This window comes from Paludibacillus litoralis (assembly GCF_037646705.1).
Classification (GTDB): domain Bacteria; phylum Pseudomonadota; class Alphaproteobacteria; order Rhodobacterales; family Rhodobacteraceae; genus Pikeienuella; species Pikeienuella litoralis.
In genome coordinates this window covers 74,595-92,799 of record NZ_JBBHER010000010.1, presented here as the reverse complement: position 1 = coordinate 92,799, position 18,205 = coordinate 74,595, and the positions used below count along the sequence as shown (strand labels likewise).

Here is an 18,205-nt window from a genome sequence, read left to right as displayed (position 1 = left end):
GCTGGGGCGAAGTGGACCAAGCGGTGAAGGCGCGCTGATGCTGTTCTGGCCTGTCGTCGCGGCCGCGCTGGCCGCGGTCATCGTCATGCGACTGGATGCGGCCTTTCCCGGCGCGCTCCGCGAGGAGAACGCGGCCGGGAGCCTGATCTATCTGCTTCTCTTTCTGGCGTTGATTCTCTTTTTCGGTTTTCGGCGGCGGCGGCGAGTCCGGCTCGGGCGCGCCGCGCTGATGGCGGCGGGCTGGTTCGCGGCCTTCGCCGCGCTTCTGGTCGTCTATTCCTTCCGGGAGGAGGCGCGCGCCGTGGTCGACCGCGTTCGCGGCGAGATCAGCCCGACCGTCGCCATCCTGAACGCCGCGGGAGAGGCGGAGTTGCGCAAGACCCGCGACGGGCATTTCCGCGCCTCGGCGCGGGTGAACGGCGCCGCGGTCGACATGCTTGTCGACACCGGGGCGTCGATCGTGCTGCTTTCATACGAGGACGCCGCCGCGGTCGGCCTCGAGCCGGAGCGGCTCGCCTTCACGCAGCCGGTGACGACCGCGAACGGCCGCACCTTCGTCGCCCCGATCACGCTGGAGCATGTCTCCATCGGCCCGGTCGGCCTCTCGCGGGTCCGCGCGGCGGTGGCGGCGGAGGGCAAGGTCGGAACCTCGCTGCTCGGCATGAGCTTTCTCGGCCGGCTGGCGGAGACCAGCTTTCGCGGCGACCGGCTGATCCTCAGGAACTGACCGCCGGCGCCGTCAGCCGTAGACCGCCTTGCGGAGCATGTTCAGCGCCGTCGCCGCGAGGAAGAACGCGAACAGCAGGCGGAGCGGGCGCGGGTTCATCGAATGCGCCAGCTTCACGCCGTATGGCGCGCAAAGCACCGTCATCGGCACGATGATCGCGAAGGCGGGCATGCTGACATAGCCGAGCGTGAAGGGCGGCAGGTTCGGCGCGTCCCACCCGGAGGCGATGAAGCCGATGGTCGAGGGGATGGCGATGATCAGCCCGAACCCCGCCGCCGTCGCCACCGCGCGGTGCACCGCGAGATTGAAGAGCGTGAGCAGCGGCACGCCGAAGGTTCCGCCGCCGATCCCCATCAGCACCGAGAGAAACCCGACCGAGGTCGCGACTCCGGCCCGGGCCGCGCCGGTCGGCGGCGCGTCGGCCAGGCGCCACGCGCTCCGCCCGAACGCCATGTGGAGCGCGACGATGAACGCGACGCCGCCGAACACCACCATCAGCGACCCGCTTTTCAGCCGGTCCGCGACCAGAACCGCGAGCACCGCGCCGAGCGCGATCCAGGGCGCCCAGCCCCGCAGGAGCGGCCAGTCCACCGCCCCCTTCCGGTGATGGGCGAGCACCGAGCGCATCGAGGTCAGCACGATGGTCGCCAGCGAGGTGGCGACGCAGACATGCATCAGCGTCTCCGGCGGATAATCGAGCGCGATGAAGACGTAAAACAGCGACGGCACGATGACGATGCCGCCGCCGACTCCGAGAAGCCCGGCGAGGACGCCGGCGAAAACGCCGACGGCGAGCAGGAAGGCGAGCAGCAGCGCCATGTCCGCGAATGTCAGATCCATATCACCCTCATCAGGCCGCCGCTTCGGCGGGCTCCACGGCGCCGAGCGCCTCCTCGACCAGTTCCGGCCCCGCCCCCGGACGATGCGCCCCTTCGGAGAGGATCCGCCGCCAGCGCCGCGCGCCGGGGCGACCCTGAAACAACGACAGCATGTGCCGCGTGATCTGGTTGAGCCGCACTCCGGCGATAAGCTCCCGCTCGATATAAGGCAACATGCGTCGGACCGCGTCCTCGGCGGTGAGGCGCCGCGTCTCGCCGAAGATCCGCCGGTCGGCGTCGAGCAGGATCGCGGACGGGTCCTGATAGGCGGCGCGGCCGATCATCACTTCGTCGAAGCCCTCTTCGAGAAACGCCTCCGCCGCGTCGAGCGAGCCGACGCCGCCGTTGATCGCGAACGAGAGGTCGGGGCGCGCGCGCCGCATCTTCCGCACGACGGCGTAGTCCAGCGGCGGAATCTCGCGGTTCTCCTTCGGGCTCAGCCCGTCGAGCCAGGCCTTGCGCGCATGCACCGCGAAATGGCGCGCGCCGGCCGCGGAGACCCGGTCGAGAAAATCGGGGAGAACCTCCTCCGGGTTCTGCTCGTCGACCCCGATCCGGCATTTGACCGTGATCTCGGCGCGCCCCTCCGCGGCCTCGATCATCGCGCCGACGCAGGACGCGACCAGATCCGGCGCGCGCATCAGGCAGGCGCCGAAAGCGCCGGAGCGCACCCGGTCGGACGGGCAGCCGACATTGAGATTGATCTCCCGATAGCCGAACTCCAACGCCGCCCGCACCGCCGTCGCCAGCAAGGCCGGCTCCGAGCCGCCAAGCTGGAGCGCGACCGGCGCCTCCTCCGGCGAAAACCCCAGCAGCCGCTCCCGATCCCCATGCGCGACCGCCGCCGCCGTCACCATCTCGGTGTAAAGCACCGCGCGGCGCGACAGCACGCGATGGAAGAACCGGCAATGCCGGTCGGTCCAGTCCATCATCGGGGCCACGCTCAGGCGGGCCGCCATTTCAGTCTGCAATCTCAATATCTTAACCCATTGTTTCCGGGGTGATGCGTGTAGCGCGCCCCGGGTATTTCCTCAGGTTTTCCCCGGTTTCTCCGGGTTTCCGGATGGCTCGTGCTACCGGGTAGCACAGTCGGTTCTGAGAACATTTCCGCGCCGCGCGCGCGCCCCACCCCTCGAACTCCCGAAAAAATCACGCGGCGGATTTCTGTGTCCTGAAAAACGAACGCAGCTCCCCGATAGAACGGAATTACGAGGTATATAATGAACACTGAACATCAGAACCACCCTGCAAACGCCGAGCCGCATGCGCCTGCGCAGATCGATATAGCCGTTTCGCGCCAGCCATCGACATCATCCGCGGATCGCGAGGTTGAGATCTTCTCCTCCAAGCAAACGAAATCCAACCGGGGGGAGAAAAGCAGACGCGACGGGGAGCCGAACATTACGGAGCGGGTCGACCGAAACGGGGCCATTCGTTATCGGGTCCAGATCCGTGGCAAGATTGACGGCAAGCTCCACAGTCTTTGCCAGACCTTCAGGTCGATGAGGGTGGCCAAAAAGTGGCGGGACAAAAAATTCGCAGAGATTGAACTCTACGGATTTCCAACGCGACAGGTCACCGGCTCCACGGTTGGCGAGGTCATCGAGCGCCGGCTCGAGACGCATCGGCACCTGGGTCGCACCACAATAGCAAATCTGAAAAATCTCAGAGGCCGTGAAATCGGAAAGAAGCGGATCTCGGCGCTGACCATGCAGGATTTCTTTGACGTCGTAGACGAGTTGCTGAGTGAAGACATGCTCCCGCAAACCGCGACCGGCTATCTCACCATGCTTGTCGCCACTCTGAAATGGGGGGCCAGGCGCGGAGAACACCTGCCCGCCGGCATCGCCGAGAACGCCATGGCGATCATGTGGGAGGATGAAATCCTTGCGAAATCCGAAGCCCGCACGCGCCGCGTTTCTCCCGCGGAGCTCGGGAGCATCCTCGCGAAAATCGCCGAGAACCCGAGACAGAAGATTCCAGTGGCCACGATCATCGCCTTCGCGGTTTTCTCATCCCGCCGGTTGGGTGAGATTTGTCGTTTGCGATGGGATGACCTGCGGATCGACGGATCCAGGATTCTTGTTCGGCAGATGAAGCATCCCCGGAAGAAACGAACCAATGACGTCTGGTGCGCGCTGCCGCCCGAGGCGTTGCGCATCATCCTGTCAATGCCGCGGGTTTCGGAGTTCATCTTCCCCTTCAACCCTCGCTCGGTTGGCGCAGCCTTCCGGCGGCATCGGAATCGCGCGAATGTGGCCGATCTTCGTTTCCATGATCTCAGACACGAGGCCATCACGAGGCAGTTCGAGATGGAGAAAACGGCGCCGTTCGTCAGCAAGATCTCGGGCCATGCATCCGCCGCATGCCTGGAGCGATACGAGCATGTCGAAAAGGTCGGAGATCGCTTCGCGAGCTGGGTATGGCTGGAGGCGGTCATCGCCGGCGATCTGACGCTCGCTTCCAAACCGGCTTCCGCGATTGGACGATCGCGTTGATATGGTTGGACGGCCGACCGCTGGTCCGGCCGTCCAATCCGCCGCGGAAATAAATTTCGATGGGCGAGATATTTTCTTTTCCGCCGCTCACAGAACGAACCGATCTCCTTCAAAGCACCGGGAAGGATAGATCAAGTGACCACAATGCAAATGCTGACCGCCCATTTCGATGGCCTGCCCATCGCGCCTCTGGAGGCCATCACGCCTTTCTTCAAGATGAGGGTCGACACCCTGATACAGAAGATAGATGAAGGCGTCATTCGCCTCCCGTATTTCAGACTTGACGACAGCCAGAAGGCTCAGCGCCACGTCCATTTGACCGATCTGGCCGCGCTGATCGATCTCCGTCATGCGGAGGCTCAGGAAGAATTCAAGAAGCTCTGGCGTTGAAGAGCCGTGTTGCGCGGCTCTGAGGCGATGCTGACTCTGAATGTTCGAAAATCCGGAATATCTCTCCGAGCATGCTTTCACCGGATCGAAAGGCATGGATGCGGAATGAAAATGCAGATCGAACAACGGAACGATGAGGGCCTTGGTGTCTTTCGACGCCGAAAGTGGCGCGCTTGTAAACACCCCTCTTGCCGAAAAGGGCTCAGAACGGCCTTTCGGCTCCCTCCAAACGTACTTCCGCTTCACGCCGTCATATTCGCCATCCAGCCCGACCTCGGCTGACCGGACCGCAAGCCACCATTTGGGACGAGTTGAACGCTTGGGGCAAATCCATCGCAGGCTGGCGCCGCCAGATCATTTCATACGCCGTGCGAGTTGGCACGCTTGGCGATGGGCGCATGGACCAGGTCTATCGACTCTTCCTGTGGGACAGGGGGCTTGATAACGTAGGCGAGGAGGTTTCAGGCGTGCCCGGTTCGGTAACGGCCGCACTGCTGTCGCAGTCCCGGCGCGCCCCGGACCGGACGAAGCGAGGATCGGGTGTGATCGACGTCCGGCTCTATCCGGCCGCCGCGATCCGTCGCCGATCCATCCGCCATGCGCGTGCTGCGGCGTCGCCCTCGCTCAGCGCGGAATATTCCTTTCCGGCTTTGAGCGTGGCGTGACCGAGATGCGTCGAGATGATCCGCGCGGCGATCACGGGGTCGTGCCGACGCATGTAGTCGGCGGCGAGGGTCCGCAGGTCGTGCGAGGGCACGCCTATGGCCGCATTGACCCGCTCGCTCGGCCATTTGGATGGTCGGGCGGCGTCGGACAGGGTCAGCCAGTTTTTACCGATGACCTCGCCGTAGCGCAGATGGATCAACCGGTCCGGGCGTCCGCACAGGATGAGCTCGTCGAGGATCTCGCTGATCTCGGGCCAAAGCTCGCCGGCTTCCGTCGTCATGCCGGTCTTCCCCTGACGCCAGGCGAGACGCCAGACGCCGCCCGTCGCGCGCCAGAGGTCGTGGCCGAGGCGCCAGCCCGCCATGTCCCCGGCCCGGGCGGGCTTGTTCATGTCGATCGCAGAGACCGCCGCCGTCTGAAGCAACAGGACCTTGCGCGCGGAATGGTCGGGCAGGGACGCGGCTTCCGTGCGCATGTCGCCGATCCGCCGGGCGATGTGCTCGAAGCCCCCCTTCCTCATCAGGTCGGCGATCGGAGCGATCTTTCGCTTCTCGCCCATTCGGGCCTCATCCCGCAGCGCGTCGCACATGTAGCGCATCCCGGCGAGGTCCCCGGCGTCCGCGCCGGCGAAACGGCCGAGGGCGACGAGGGCGTCGAGATAGTTGGCGATCGTGATCGGCTTGATCTTCGTTCCACCCGCCCTGAACGCCTCGCTCAGACGCCACGCGGTGTAGAAGGTCAGGCGCTCATCGGCGGCGCCTCGCCTGACGATCTGCGCGCAGCGGGAGATCGAGTCGATATAGCGGGTCCTGGACGACTCCTTGATCCGGGCCTGGCGCAGAGCCGGATACATGGCGCGCCAGGAGCCCGGCCACGACGCGACGAGGGCGCATTCGGAGCGGGCGGGGCGCCCGCCCTTCGGCGCGCTGCGGGGGCGGCGCGCATACCATTCCGCCCGCACCTCGCGGGCGGCGGCCGTCGAGACATCGGGCGCGTAGCGTATGAGCGTCCGCAGCAGGGTCGCCAGCGTGCTCTCCGAGGCCGCCGCGGCCCGGAAGCTCCCGGCGCCCGGCGCCTCGGTCGGCTCATGGCGGTCCTTCACGACGGCGAAGAAACGACCCGTCACGGCGGCCGCGCCGGGTTCGAGGTCGGCGCGGCTTTCGATCATCGCGCGCCGGACGGCGGCCGGAGCCGCCGCGAGATGCTCCTCGATGGATTTCCTGCGGGTCATCTGGCGCGCCTCCTTTTCATTTGCTTGAAGAGATCGGGGTGATGGGCGAGCAGAGCCTGACGCACATGCGCCGCGGCCGCCTGGCCGCTGTCGCACCCGTAATGCCTCCGGACGGTCTCCTCGGTGTCGCGAAGGATCGTCGCCGCCCTGCCGAAATCGCCCGGATACAATGCGAGGATGAGCGTCGCGACGGCATGGCGGCATTGGTGAGGCGTCAGACCGAGCCCGAGATGGGCCTCGCCGAGCGCCCACATCTCCGCCATCGTCGCCGGCGAGACGCAGCCCGAGGGGAGCGTCATCTTGTCTTTCACCAGACGCGGCGTCGCCGTTCCCGGAAACAGATACGGGCTGTCCGGGATCCGCCTCAACTCGACAAAGCGCGGCCGCAAGACCTTTTGCCATGTCCAGAGGATCTCGGCGTCGTCGTCCAGGACGGTCACCATCACCGTTTCGTTGTTCTTCACCTCTCCCGGCCGGAATGTGATCTCGGCCTTCTTCCGATCCTTGATCCACTCCATGTTGCCCGGCGCTTCCGGGCCGCCTCTTTCCCGGACCCGAATGAGGTTCGAGGTCCGCACCGGTCGGGAGAGCTGGATCGCATACATCGCCGCCACCGCATGGAGCCTCAGCCCCCGGTCTTCGGCGTCCCGGTCTGAATCGGCGCGGGCGCGTGCGATATCCGCCATCGCCCGATCCGCCAGGATGTAGGGCGCGCGGACGAACCTGGCGGCGATATGCGGAGTGTCGCGCAGGATCTTGCAAGTGCGTTCGGCGTCGGCGGTCATCTGCTGCGGCGTCACGATGTGTTCCCAATAGCGGAGCTTGGTCAGGTCGATGAGCGCGACCAGATCGGGGCGATGCAGGCCATGAGATGCGAGCGTGCGCAACGCGGTCAGACGGCCATTGAGGGTCTGCGTCAGTTTCGGATCCTTCAGCGTCGCCGACCCTTCCGCGCGCTCGATCTGATCCGCGCAAGCGGCCTCGAGAGTCTCGTGCGTCATCAGGTCGGCGAGGGTCGTCGCGGCGGCGGAACCGCCCCGGTCATCGGCCGCGCGCCAGAGCCACGTCACCGCAGCCTGGTATCCCGCGCGGGCGCCGGCGGGATTGCCGATCTTTCTCCGTTGAGCCTTCGCCGATGCGTTGACCTCGGCCAGCACGGTCTCCGGATCCTCGCCCGCCTTGAGACGCGCGGTGACGTCCGCCGCCCGATCTTCGGGCTTCGCGAGCGTCTCGCGGAATATCGCCTCGGCGTCCTCGCGCAACGCCTCGGGGATCGACGACCACAGGATCCGACGCGCCCGATCGGGAGAGTCCGGCGTCTCGAGGCCGACCGGCGGCAGAAGATCCCGGAGCTCGGGAATCGCATTCTGCATCGCGATGAGCCTGTTGATCAGCGCGATCCCCTTGCGGATCGACTTTCGCTTGTCCGATGTCGCGTCGCTGAAGACGCGGTCGATCTCCTCCTGGCTCAGTTCCGACGGCGCCGTCCGGCATCTGGCGCGGAGGGAGAACAGCGCCTTGTGCTGTTGCATCGCGAAGAGCGCGCCGCGATTTGCGAAGCCTTCGTGTTTCCCGACCAGCGCGATCAGGCGGTCCCAGTCCTCGCGTCCGGTGCGCGGCGCCGTGAGACCGGTCGCCGCGTGGAATCGGGCCAGCAAAGCGCGGACGCGGGAATTGCCGCGCCGCCGGGCCTTCTCGAGATCCTTCGCGCTCGAGACCGCGCCATAGGAAGTTGGCGCGATCACCTTGTCGAAATGCGCCAGACCGGCCGGGATCAGGCCGATATCCTCGTCGATCATGCGCATCCGCGCCGGGATCTTCCTGAGCTCGCAGATCGCGTCATAGAGTTCGTCGCTCGCCTCGGCCCAGGCGAGAACCTCGCCCATCCAGTATTCGGTTTCCGGAGCCTTCCGGATCGGCGTCTGCATCGTCATGTCGATCTCCTTGTCGTGAGACGCCTGCGCGGCGCCTTCGGAGAGAAAGGCGCGGCGCAGACGTCTCGCGACGTCATCGTGGTTTCAGGACCTGGGAGATCGCGCCCGGCGGGGCGGTTCGCACATGCTGTCGCGGATTTATCGTCATTCGCATTGGCGCCCATCAACACAACGCCGATGTATGATTGGGCGCGTCCGTGCGAACGGCGCGGGGTCCGCGCCGGTGTCGTGAGAACCGATATCGCCGCTGTGCGAATGATCGGGGGCTCAGACACGCCAGTCGTCCCGCAGGTCGAGTCCGTGATGTGAGACGAGCCAGTCGCGGGCGTCGGCGGGATTGATCCGCACCGCGCCCCAGATGGCCCGGTCGGCGCGCCGCACCCGATCATGCGCTCGATTGTCCTCACGCCGCGCCACCACCCTGGCAGGGTGGTGTGGAGGAAATGGGTCTTTCAAAACAGGCGAAAAATCTGGGGAACAAAAAAGACGGCTCCGAAGAGCCGTCTGATCTGGTTTGGGCGTCTCGGACGCCGACACATTACGCCAGAACTCTGATTGCTGCGTTTTGGATCAGCTCACGCACCTCATCGAGTTGCGGCGAGATGAACGCCGCAGCATCCTGACCTGTCTCCACCCAAGTGGCGCTATCGATATGAGCAGGCAGGCCTGCAACCATGATCTCGGCCTCAACGCGGATGGCGCCGGCGAGGGTAAGGATCACCGCGTCAACGAAGCAGTCATCGATGAGGCTGAATTTTTGAAGGTTCATTGTGGAACTCCGAGTTGTAGCACCGTGGCTGGTGCGGGTTTGGGTTATGAGTGAACGCGCCACTCAGGACGGACGTGGAATTCTTTGACTTCACTCCAAAAGAAAAAGATGTTGGGACCTGTGGAAAATTTTCGGACCAGACCGGCGATATCCCCGCTGTGCGAATGATCGGCGGCTCAGACATGCCAGTCGTCCCGCAGGTCGAGTCCGTGATGTGAGACGAGCCAGTCGCGGGCGTCGGCGGGATTGATCCGCACCGTGCCCCAGATGTTCCTTGTCGGCAGGCCGCGCTCGATCATGCGCTCGACCGTCCTCACGCTGACGCGGAGTTTTGCGGCGACGCGCGATTTGGTCATCAGCGGCATCCGGTAGCGCTCGGCGCGCCGGCCTTTCGGCGCCGGTCCCTGCTCGCAGGACCAGACATCCTCCCAGTCGAGACGGTAATGTCGGTTGATGCGTTGCGCGCGGAGATCTCCGGCCCTGATCCGCGCCCGGATCGTTCCCGGCGTCAGGGCGTAGTGTTCGGCGGCGTCTTCGACAGTCAGCATGCTGGTCCCCCTCATGGTGATGAGGAGGAAATAGTCGCCAGGACCACGCCGCCAAAACCGGGGCGATGGTGGGGGCATCCTATAGATACGTCCTGATTGGGCGCCCCCACCATTGCCGCGCCGACCTCGCGGCGAACGGCGCGACAGATCGCGTTTTGGCGCGACCGCTCAGGGAACCATGTCCCTCCCAACAGAAGGACAGGACATGGATCAGACACACCGTTTCACCCCCCATTTCACGCTCCCGACCTGGCGCGCGCCGGACGATGCGCGCCGCGAGCTCGAGGCGCGCATGGAGGCGTTCATCGCCGCTGCGGCGACGGGGGGTGTCAATCCCGGTCAGGATTCACCGGTGCTGACCCTCAAGGTCAGCGCCGGCGTCGGCAAGACGAGCACGGCTTTGCGCCTGCTGGCCAGGCATGGCCGCGCCCTGCTCGCCAAAGGCCATGTCCTCTTCTATGTGCCGACGCTGGATCTCGCCGAGCGCGCCGCCGCCGATCTTCGAAAGCTCGACAGCAGCCTGCCGGTCGTCGTCATCCGCGGGCGGCGCGCAGAGATCCCCGGATCCGGGATCCCGATGTGCCAGCGCGCCGATCTGGTTAAGCAGATCGCGCATCTCGTCCCTTCGGTGACGGAGGCGCTCTGTCGCTGGGAGGAGCACGGCGAGCCGGTCAATGCGCCCTGCGCGGCGGGGTGCCCCTACCTCGAGCAAAAAGACGCGGTCGGCGCGAAGATCCACTTTCTCTCGCACAATTATCTCGAGGCGTTTCCACCGCTTGACCGGGCGACGGACACGGCGCTCCGCATCGTCGACGAGAAGGTCTGGCCGACGCTTGTCGCGACCACGGGCATTTCCATCGACGAAATCATGAGCGCGCCGCTGTGCGATTTTCGGCAGGATCTCTTCATCCTTCTGAGCAACGTGACGTCCGGAATCATCCACGCCCTTCGATCGGGAATGGACGTGCGTCAGCACCTTCGATCGCTCGGAGTGGGCTCGGACAAGCTCGAACAGTTGTGGAAGGGCGAGCGGGCGTCGCGGGAAACTCTCGATATCCGGCCCCGGCACAGTCGAGCCGAAATCGAGTCCACGCTCAGGACAATCAATCAAGGCGCCCTGTTCGCATCGCAGAAGCGCGAGGCGCTTTTCAAGCTGCTCGCGGAGGAGACCCCGCTCGGTCCGAACCGTTTGACGATCGAGGAGATCAGGGAGGAGTCCGGGATCAGGCAGATCATTCGGCTGCACCGGGTCACACAGATCCCGCGCGACGCGCCGGCGCTCCTGCTGGACGCGGATGCGGACGCCAGGATCGCCGAACGGCTCGCGCCCGGCACGAGCTTCACGCGCATCGAGGCGAAACCGAAAGCCGAAATCATCCAGGTCTCGGACCGCACGCTGTCCAACAGCTGGCTGCTTGATCCGAAGCGCGGAACCGAGCGGAGAGCCAAGGTCCGGCGGATCATCGAGCGCGAGGTCGCTCTGGCCGGGGTCGGCCGCACCCTCGTGGTGGCCACGAAAGCGGTGCTCGAGGGGCTCCACGGCGATTCCGGACCGCCCCCTGACGACGATGAGGGCGACGGATCGCGCCGGGAGCTTCTGGGCGCGACCGCGCGCTGGTTCGGGCCGCGGATGTTGGGCGTCAACGATTTCGAGCGCTATCGGACCATCGTCATCGTCGGCCGTCTGCAGCCGCCCGTCAAATATATGGAGAGATACGCCCGCTGCCTGTTCAGCGACGAAGAGGACCTGCTGCTCCGACACCAGGCCGGCCCGCTTCCCAAACAGGCGTCGATCCGGCTGATGGACGATGGCTCGTTCCCAGCCGCCAAGGTTCGCGCGCACCCGGACCCTCGCGTGCAGGCGGTTCTGCGACAGGCGCGCGAATGCGCCACCCTGCAGGCGATCGCCCGCCTTCGCCTGATTTCACCGGACCAGGCGAAGCGGGTCGTTCTGCTCTGCGACATGCCGCTGCTGGACTTGCCGATCACGCGGCTCCTCTCGCTGGATGCGCTGTATCACGACCTTCCGGACGAGCCGGACGTTCCGGCCTATCTGCGCATGGAGCGCGCCCTTCAGGCGACGATGGGGCGCCCGGTCCGCGGGACCCGCGTCTCCGCCGCCGGTCTCGCGATGGATCTGCCGCGCGATTTCTCGAGCGCCGCCGCCAAGGAGTTCCGGCGGGGCCGGACCTCGTCCGACATGCTGGCGCTGATCGAGCGGATCGGGTCGAAAAACCAGTGGCCGACGGCGCGCGTCGAACTGATCCGCCAGGGATGCGGCGGCCGGCCGGCGCCGGCGATCATCCTCGCCCCGGAGAGCGAAGCGCTGGCGCAGGCGGGGCGCCTGTGGCCCGGGCTCGCCGCCCGACTGATCCCGCAGAAAAATCATCCCGCCGGCAGGGAAAATGTTTTTCCCCCGCATCGGATCGAACCCACCTCCTGAATACCGCAGCTGGCGGTGGGTTTCCGAAACCTGGTTTCCGAAATCCTTTCCGAAACGATACCGAAAGACATGATCCATGATCGAGAAGAGCAAGGGCGGACGCCCGAGAAAATACACCGAGGCGCAGGTGCTGAAGGGCATCGCAAGCGTTGAGGCCCGCGGCGATATCGCGGACGGCGCGACGGTGAAGCAGGCGATGCGTGATGAACTCGGGGTCTCGCCCGGGATCGACGCCGGGATCCTCGATGCGGAGGTCCGGCGCATTTGTCAGGAGCGGGACGAAGCGAAGGCGAAAAGGCTCGCCGAGATGCTCCCGAGCGCGGCGAAGGCGGCGGCGGCCGGGATCGGCGATGAGGTGGCGCGCGCCATGACGGCGGCGCTCGCCATCCAGTTCGATGAGCTGAGCCGGGAGAGTCGAGCGCGTGAGGCGGAACTGGACGCTGATCTCCGCATGTTCCGCCAGCGCATTCAGGAGCTCGAGGCGGATCTGGCGTCGAAAGAGACATCCGCCGCGGAAATGGAGGAGGACATCGCCGAGATGAGCAAGCAAGAAGTGGCCAAGGATGCGCTGATCGCCGATCTGAACGCGCAGATTGACCAGCAGAGCCGCGACGACGACCTCGAGGCGAGGCTCATCACGTTCATGAAGCAGATGATCGCGAATGAGGCGATGAAGGAGATTGGCGAAAACGCAGATTCTGTATGATCATCTCAATGTAAGCGGGTGTGGAAAAGCGCCCCCCGCAACCAATATTAGCGAACAAGCCGCCGACGAAAGTCGAGCGGCTTTTTTATGGACATGTCCGCACATCGTGTTGGTTCTTCATTTCACTGAGTCATGTGATGTCGTCGAGCCTCTTGCGGGCATGAGGCATCAATTTCAGCGAAACCGATATCCTGCCGGGCCAAGCTGGTCCGCGCCGCATCGCGGTTTCTCTCGGCGATCAGGTCGATGGCTTTTTGAGCCTCATGAGTTTCTCTTTCGAGTTGGGACAAATGACGAACCAACCGCGATCAGGGCGCATGGGCCGAAAGCACAGATCAAGGAGCGCGCCGGGGCCATTGTGTCCCGGCGCATCTCGTTTTCATGAACGACGCCCGCGAAGGCGGACCCGTTTTTACCGTCGATGAGTTGCGCGACGCGGAATAGGCGTCATGGCCCGCATCACGGCGGGTTGCGCCGCCGCTTCCTATCGACCCGGTCTGATTTCGCGGATCCGGCCGATGTCGCGCTCGGCGATCAGCAGATCCAGGACGCGGCGCGACAGCGTCAGGGCGTCGGTCAGATGGCGCTGGATGCGTTCGACCTGGCCGGATGACGCCTCGGAGCCGATCCGCGCCAGGCGTTGGAGCATCTCGTCGGCCAACTCGATAAAATCGTCGTCGAGAACCTGCCGCGTCCGGACAAGCTCGGCCAGCGCGCGAAAGGCGGGATCGAGCGCCTCATCGGCGATAGGGTCCGCCTCGTAGATGCGCACCGCGGCGCGGGCGGCGGCGATGGCGTCGGCGGTTAAGATCGGCGCCCGGGCGAGCTCGTCCGGCTGGGTGTCGGCGGTGTAGACCACATGCCTGTGGGCGTTTGAGCTTGGAAAGCTGTTCGGGAGCAGGCGCATGATGTCGGTTGGCATTGGATTATCCTCATCGGGTTGGATCAGACGCAGCCGGGAGCGCCCGGGCCACATGAAGGCGGCCCGGGCGGGGTCCGGTCTGCGGAGTTTCGGAAAGGCTCAGGCGCTCTCGGCCGGCCGCGGCCGGCGGAGAGTGCGGCGCCGGGCCCAGACGGGGCGCGGCTCCGCCTTCTGGCGCCGGCTGCGCCGAGCCTTGCGACGCTCCGAGCGGCGCTCCGCCACGATATCGGCCTCGGCCTGGATCCGGGCGCGCACCGCGTGCATCCGCTCGACGGCGGCGCCGGAGAGACAGCCGATCACCGGCGCGCCGGCCCCGGCGCAGATGACGATATCGGGGTGATCGAGCGAGACCAACATGCGCCTCGCGCCGACAAAACGCGTCGGGCGGTGGAGACCGGCGGCGCGGGCGTCCACCCTGCCCAGCTGGACCTCATAGCCGCGGTTCGCGCGGGTCTTGGCGCTGGTGCCATAAGCCAGCAGGGCGTAGCGGGCGTCGCCCACTTTAACGATGTCGAGCACAAGGCAGGGCCGGATTTTCGGCGGTATCTCCGAGCCCCTGACCGGGAAGCGGAAGCTGATGATGTCCCCGTAAGTGAGGGTCTGGCGCCAGTCGGTGGCGGGTGTGAATTGGGTTGCGTCAAGCATGGAGTGCGGTCCTTCGCGCTGATGTGATCAAGGCGACGCGCACGATTCGGTGAGACCTCGAGCGATCCGTCGCAGCGAAAGGCGTGAACCCTCGCCCGCCGGTCCCTTCTCCCCTCCTTTTTCTCTTTCAGAGGCGATCCGCTTCGTGCGCGTCACAAGGACCGCGCACGGAACGGCTCGTCTCTTCTTTCTCCACGTTCTCGGAGCGGATCGCAGATCAACGTGGCCGCCTTGGCGCATCATCGGCTGCCTGATCCGCATCAAGCACCGCTTCATCCCCGCGCGCGCGGGGGACAGCGAGACGAAAGCCGCTGGAAAGCCAGCGACCACGATTCATCCCCGCCCCGCCCCGCGCGCGCGGGACAGGCTGATCCGCAGTCGCCGCCGCCGCGTGATTCATCCCGCGTGTGCGGGGAACAGCCGACGACGCGGAGCCCGTAATGCGCCAGCGCCAGTTCATCCCCGCGTGTGCTGGGAACAGTCCATCTCCCGCTTGATCTCCCGCGCGATCTCCGGTTCATGCTCGATCAGATGTTCCAAGATGGCCTCGATCGCCGTATCTGTCCGTACGTCCATTCGCGTCTCTCCATGGGTGGTTTCGCAACTCCATGGGATATCAGGATGGGCCGCCTCTGTCGGGGCATGCCCCGGCAGAGGCGCACAGCGCCCGCGCAAGCCGAATTTCCAGACGTTAGGTACGGTACCTCAAATCCGTGCGAAATGTCTGGAAGAAGACGCCAACGCAGCATCACGCTCGGGTTTTCTCGAAGGCGCGATCTGGGGAGTTGGTTGGTTCCATGGCGGTAAAACGTCGCTTACCCTTTTCCGAATTGCGCGCGACCTACAGGAATCTTGTGTGTGGGGGGGGACCATGTTGATGGAAATGGAAGCAGCATCCCATGACGATCAAAAGGGCTTATTGGACCAGCTTCAGGCTGGCCTCCGGGCAGATCGGGATGCGCAAGAACGATGGCTGGAAAACTCTTCTCAGCCCTTCGATTCAGTGGCGCTCGACCTCGCCGCCCGATCGGGGTCAATTTCAGATGACCGGGGTCCGCCGCCAGGGAATTTCCACCATATTCGAGACACAGTCGTCAGAACTATGGCGCCTTTTCGTGGCGGACGTTGATCAGCCGGAAGAACAGGTTGGCGCCGCCCGTGGGATCGGAAGATAGCCGATTTCATCGACGATTGATAATGCAGTCTGGATATTCGTGATCGCCCCCCTCAATGGTCGTCATCAGTGCAAACGAATATTTGCGTAAACGGAGCCATCCATACATAAAGGCGAAGTCGAGTGAGATATGCATTCAGATGATATCGCCGCCTGGCCCGGCAAGAGCTTTGCGTCCGATCGGGAACACCCTGCGCTCTGGCATATGCTCGACGTGGCGGCCTGCGCTTCGGCGCTCATGCGCCATCGGGGCTTTACTGGTCAGGCGGACCAGGACGGAGCCGTGATCTTGCTGATTGCCCTGCACGACCTGGGAAAGTTCAGCGACTCCTTTCGAAGCGCCCTGCGAGACGGCGCGATCCAGACATTCTATCACTGGCAACACAGTTACCGTCTGCTGGGCCTGCTCGACAACGCCTTGGCCAACAGGCTTGGCGGTTCGCCGGCGGTCCGAAAAATGCTCGCAGGAGCGGTGTCCGGGCATCATGGTGGTCCACCGCAAGGCCAGGATGCCCGGGCGGACCGTAAACAGGACCGTCTGATCGGGGAAGATGGGTTTGCGGCCGCACGCGAGGCGCTGAACGCTGTACTCTCGCTTCCAGTTATGGCGTCTCTCAAGGACATGACTGAAGCACAGGCGAGGCGCTTGTCGTGGCGTCTTTCTGGTTTGACCATCCAGTCCGACTGGATTGGGTCGAATCCGGAATGGTTTGGCCCGGCGCCGCCAGGCATCGCGATCGCCGATTACTGGCGGATGGCGCAAGACCGCGCCGATGTCGCCATCAGCGCCGCCGGACTTGAGCAGGCGCGCCCGAGACCGGATGCCGGCGAACGGATTCTACCGAAAGGATGGGCGCCGCGCCCCATGCAGGAGGTCGCCGCGACCGTTGATTTGCCGAGCGGACCGATGCTGGCGTTGGTTGAAGATGCGACCGGCGCCGGCAAGACTGAGGCGGCCTTGATCCTTGCGGCTCGGATGATGGCGTCAGGCAAAGCGGGCGGCTTGTTCTTCGCCCTGCCAACGATGGCGACCTCCAACGCGATGCTGCCACGGCTTGATGCGGCGATGGGCGGGTTGTTTGATGGACGTCCCGCTCTTGGATTGACGCATGGACGGGCGCGACAGAATGCGCGCTTCAGGGAAATCCGCGGGCGTCGCGGGCGGGGCGCGGAGGGCCAGGCCGCATGCGGCGATTGGCTTGCAGATGATCGTCGCCGTATCCTTCTGGCTGAGGTCGGGGTCGGCACCATTGACCAGGCGCTGATGGGTATCCTCCCGACCCGATTTTCAACTTTGCGACTTGAGGCGCTCTCGCGCCGCGTACTGATCGTCGACGAAGCCCATGGTTACGACCCCTATATGGAGGCCGAGCTGTCTCGCCTGCTGCAGTTCCAGGCGATGCTGGGCGGGTCCGCGATCGTAATGACCGCGACGCTGCCGCTCGGGATGCGCGACCGGCTTGCGATGGCCTTTCAGAAGGGGCTCGGGGTAGAGCCGCGGTCGATTGACGACCGGGCCTATCCCAGCTTCGGGATTGTCGCCGGAACAACCGTCTCCAGGCCTGTCGCCCCGGCGCCGGATACATGTCGGCGTTTGCCGGTCAAGCGGATTGGCGGCATGGACGAGGCGCTGGACGCCCTCTGTGCGGCGCAAGCGGAGGGCGCCGCGTGCATCTGGATCCGGAATGCCGTCGACGACGCTATAGACGCGGTCGAAGCGCTGCGAGAACGCGGAGTCGAGGCGGACCTGCTTCATGCGCGGTTCGCCGTCTGTGACCGTTTGCGCCACGAAGATCGGCAGGTAACCCGTTTCGGACGCGATGGGGCGGACAGAGCGGGGCGTATTCTGGTCGCCACGCAGGTTGCGGAGCAGTCTCTCGATCTGGATTTCGATTTCATGGTGTCCGATCTCGCTCCGATCGGCGCATTGATCCAGCGCGCGGGGCGTCTCTGGCGGCACATGGATATCCGGCCGGCCAAGACCCGCCCTGTCGCTGGGCCGGAGCTGCTGGTGCTGTCTCCGGATCCGGATCATGTTCATGGGCCTCGCTGGCTGCAAGACGCCCTCAAGGCCGGCGCATGGGTCTATCCGGCGGATGTGCAGTGGCGAACGGCCTTGGCCCTGTTTGGCGCTGGCGCGATCGAGGCTCCGGACGGGCTGCGCGATTTGATAGAGGCGGTGCATGGCGCGGCCGCGCCGGCGGCGCCGGAACCGCTCCAGAAACATGAGCAGGAGACGATCGGACAGACGATACGAGAGCGACAACAGGCGCGCATGTCGATGGTTGAAGCGGCCGAGCCCTTTGCGCAAAGTCAGCTTGCTCGCGTTTGGGATGATGAGCATTTCCCCACGCGCCTGGGGCGGCGCCAGATCACTTTGCGCCTTGCCCGGTCTGATGGCGACAACCTGCGCCCCTGGGGAGATGATTGGACAGAGTCCGAAGTTCAGGTGTCGAAGGCGAGATACGACAAGACGTGCGGCGTTGCTCAGGACGACCAGAGGATCGTCGCGGCAAAGCAGGCGTGGCCTCGCTGGATGCGCGACGCCATCGTAGTCGCTCCAGTCGAGGATGATGGACGAATCATCGAAGGCTTGCGTTATTGCGCGGAGCGCGGTTTGATTTTTTCAACGGATTAAGCAGGAATAGTTTCCTCCTTTTGGATAGACATAGCG

General features: G+C 65.0%; 15 protein-coding genes. 7 read left to right on the top strand and 8 right to left on the bottom strand.

Annotation, left to right across the window (positions count from 1 at the left end; genetic code table 11):
• Positions 1-37: 37 nt before the first annotated feature.
• Positions 38-727 carry a retropepsin-like aspartic protease family protein gene (locus WG921_RS16430; RefSeq protein ID WP_340110346.1) on the top strand — a complete coding sequence of 230 codons (690 nt, stop codon included), beginning with the start codon at positions 38-40 and terminating at the stop codon, positions 725-727.
• Between the two features lie 12 nt (positions 728-739).
• On the opposite strand, the gene WG921_RS16425 is transcribed toward WG921_RS16430, so the two are convergent.
• Both WG921_RS16425 and dusA read right to left on the bottom strand, forming a co-directional pair.
• Positions 740-1,567, bottom strand: a complete 828-nt coding sequence (locus WG921_RS16425) for a sulfite exporter TauE/SafE family protein (protein ID WP_340110345.1) — start codon at positions 1,565-1,567, stop codon at positions 740-742.
• A gap of 10 nt (positions 1,568-1,577) precedes the next feature.
• Entirely contained in the window at positions 1,578-2,564 is a 987-nt protein-coding gene (gene dusA, locus WG921_RS16420; RefSeq protein WP_340110389.1) for a tRNA dihydrouridine(20/20a) synthase DusA, read from the bottom strand.
• A gap of 261 nt (positions 2,565-2,825) precedes the next feature.
• Between dusA and WG921_RS16415 the strand changes: the two genes are divergently transcribed.
• Complete coding sequence (locus tag WG921_RS16415) at positions 2,826-4,103, top strand: tyrosine-type recombinase/integrase (RefSeq protein WP_340110344.1); 1,278 nt, start codon at positions 2,826-2,828, stop codon at positions 4,101-4,103.
• 144 nt (positions 4,104-4,247) lie between these two features.
• Positions 4,248-4,493 (top strand): pyocin activator PrtN family protein, encoded by a 246-nt coding sequence (locus WG921_RS16410; protein WP_340110388.1) that lies wholly within the window; start codon positions 4,248-4,250, stop codon positions 4,491-4,493.
• A 559-nt stretch (positions 4,494-5,052) separates the two neighbouring features.
• Here WG921_RS16410 and WG921_RS16405 read toward each other — a convergent pair.
• The 4 genes from WG921_RS16405 to WG921_RS16390 all read right to left on the bottom strand — a co-directional run bounded on the left by WG921_RS16405 (position 5,053) and on the right by WG921_RS16390 (position 9,641).
• On the bottom strand, positions 5,053-6,390 hold the full coding sequence (locus WG921_RS16405; protein WP_340110343.1) for a hypothetical protein: 1,338 nt from the start codon (positions 6,388-6,390) through the stop codon (positions 5,053-5,055).
• Positions 6,387-8,324 (bottom strand): site-specific integrase, encoded by a 1,938-nt coding sequence (locus WG921_RS16400; protein WP_340110342.1) that lies wholly within the window; start codon positions 8,322-8,324, stop codon positions 6,387-6,389. The genes WG921_RS16405 and WG921_RS16400 overlap by 4 nt, the downstream gene beginning before the upstream one ends.
• Positions 8,325-8,862: 538 nt before the next feature.
• The gene (locus WG921_RS16395) at positions 8,863-9,093 is read right to left on the bottom strand and encodes a hypothetical protein (protein ID WP_340110341.1); all 231 of its coding nucleotides are present in this window, start codon (positions 9,091-9,093) and stop codon (positions 8,863-8,865) included.
• Positions 9,094-9,269: 176 nt separating this feature from the next.
• The gene (locus WG921_RS16390; RefSeq protein WP_340110340.1) at positions 9,270-9,641 is read right to left on the bottom strand and encodes a helix-turn-helix domain-containing protein; all 372 of its coding nucleotides are present in this window, start codon (positions 9,639-9,641) and stop codon (positions 9,270-9,272) included.
• A gap of 205 nt (positions 9,642-9,846) precedes the next feature.
• Here WG921_RS16390 and WG921_RS16385 point away from each other — a divergent pair, with 205 nt between their 5' ends.
• Positions 9,847-12,084 (top strand): hypothetical protein, encoded by a 2,238-nt coding sequence (locus WG921_RS16385; RefSeq protein WP_340110339.1) that lies wholly within the window; start codon positions 9,847-9,849, stop codon positions 12,082-12,084.
• A 76-nt stretch (positions 12,085-12,160) separates the two neighbouring features.
• On the top strand, positions 12,161-12,790 hold the full coding sequence (locus WG921_RS16380) for a hypothetical protein (RefSeq protein WP_340110338.1): 630 nt from the start codon (positions 12,161-12,163) through the stop codon (positions 12,788-12,790).
• 484 nt (positions 12,791-13,274) lie between these two features.
• On the opposite strand, the gene WG921_RS16375 is transcribed toward WG921_RS16380, so the two are convergent.
• Complete coding sequence (locus tag WG921_RS16375; RefSeq protein ID WP_340110337.1) at positions 13,275-13,712, bottom strand: hypothetical protein; 438 nt, start codon at positions 13,710-13,712, stop codon at positions 13,275-13,277.
• A 99-nt stretch (positions 13,713-13,811) separates the two neighbouring features.
• On the bottom strand, positions 13,812-14,357 hold the full coding sequence (locus tag WG921_RS16370) for a hypothetical protein (protein WP_340110336.1): 546 nt from the start codon (positions 14,355-14,357) through the stop codon (positions 13,812-13,814).
• 899 nt (positions 14,358-15,256) lie between these two features.
• Here WG921_RS16370 and WG921_RS16365 point away from each other — a divergent pair.
• Both WG921_RS16365 and cas3 read left to right on the top strand, forming a co-directional pair.
• Positions 15,257-15,532 carry a hypothetical protein gene (locus WG921_RS16365; protein ID WP_340110335.1) on the top strand — a complete coding sequence of 92 codons (276 nt, stop codon included), beginning with the start codon at positions 15,257-15,259 and terminating at the stop codon, positions 15,530-15,532.
• Between the two features lie 129 nt (positions 15,533-15,661).
• A complete protein-coding gene (gene cas3, locus WG921_RS16360; RefSeq protein WP_340110334.1) occupies positions 15,662-18,169 on the top strand; it encodes a CRISPR-associated helicase Cas3' in 2,508 nt (835 codons plus the stop codon).
• Positions 18,170-18,205: the final 36 nt, after the last annotated feature.

Excerpts from the sequence above, each read along its gene's own strand:
- WG921_RS16385 (WP_340110339.1), top strand. The coding sequence starts at position 9,847 with ATGGATCAGACACACCGTTTCACCCCCCATTTCACGCTCCCGACCTGG.
- WG921_RS16395 (WP_340110341.1), bottom strand. The coding sequence starts at position 9,093 with ATGAACCTTCAAAAATTCAGCCTCATCGATGACTGCTTCGTTGACGCG.
- WG921_RS16425 (WP_340110345.1), bottom strand. The coding sequence starts at position 1,567 with ATGGATCTGACATTCGCGGACATGGCGCTGCTGCTCGCCTTCCTGCTC.
- WG921_RS16410 (WP_340110388.1), top strand. The coding sequence starts at position 4,248 with ATGCAAATGCTGACCGCCCATTTCGATGGCCTGCCCATCGCGCCTCTG.
- WG921_RS16415 (WP_340110344.1), top strand. The coding sequence starts at position 2,826 with ATGAACACTGAACATCAGAACCACCCTGCAAACGCCGAGCCGCATGCG.
- WG921_RS16365 (WP_340110335.1), top strand. The coding sequence starts at position 15,257 with ATGACGATCAAAAGGGCTTATTGGACCAGCTTCAGGCTGGCCTCCGGG.
- WG921_RS16380 (WP_340110338.1), top strand. The coding sequence starts at position 12,161 with ATGATCGAGAAGAGCAAGGGCGGACGCCCGAGAAAATACACCGAGGCG.
- cas3 (WP_340110334.1), top strand. The coding sequence starts at position 15,662 with ATGCATTCAGATGATATCGCCGCCTGGCCCGGCAAGAGCTTTGCGTCC.
- WG921_RS16370 (WP_340110336.1), bottom strand. The coding sequence starts at position 14,357 with ATGCTTGACGCAACCCAATTCACACCCGCCACCGACTGGCGCCAGACC.
- WG921_RS16430 (WP_340110346.1), top strand. The coding sequence starts at position 38 with ATGCTGTTCTGGCCTGTCGTCGCGGCCGCGCTGGCCGCGGTCATCGTC.
- WG921_RS16375 (WP_340110337.1), bottom strand. The coding sequence starts at position 13,712 with ATGCCAACCGACATCATGCGCCTGCTCCCGAACAGCTTTCCAAGCTCA.
- WG921_RS16400 (WP_340110342.1), bottom strand. The coding sequence starts at position 8,324 with ATGACGATGCAGACGCCGATCCGGAAGGCTCCGGAAACCGAATACTGG.
- WG921_RS16405 (WP_340110343.1), bottom strand. The coding sequence starts at position 6,390 with ATGACCCGCAGGAAATCCATCGAGGAGCATCTCGCGGCGGCTCCGGCC.
- WG921_RS16390 (WP_340110340.1), bottom strand. The coding sequence starts at position 9,641 with ATGCTGACTGTCGAAGACGCCGCCGAACACTACGCCCTGACGCCGGGA.
- dusA (WP_340110389.1), bottom strand. The coding sequence starts at position 2,564 with ATGGCGGCCCGCCTGAGCGTGGCCCCGATGATGGACTGGACCGACCGG.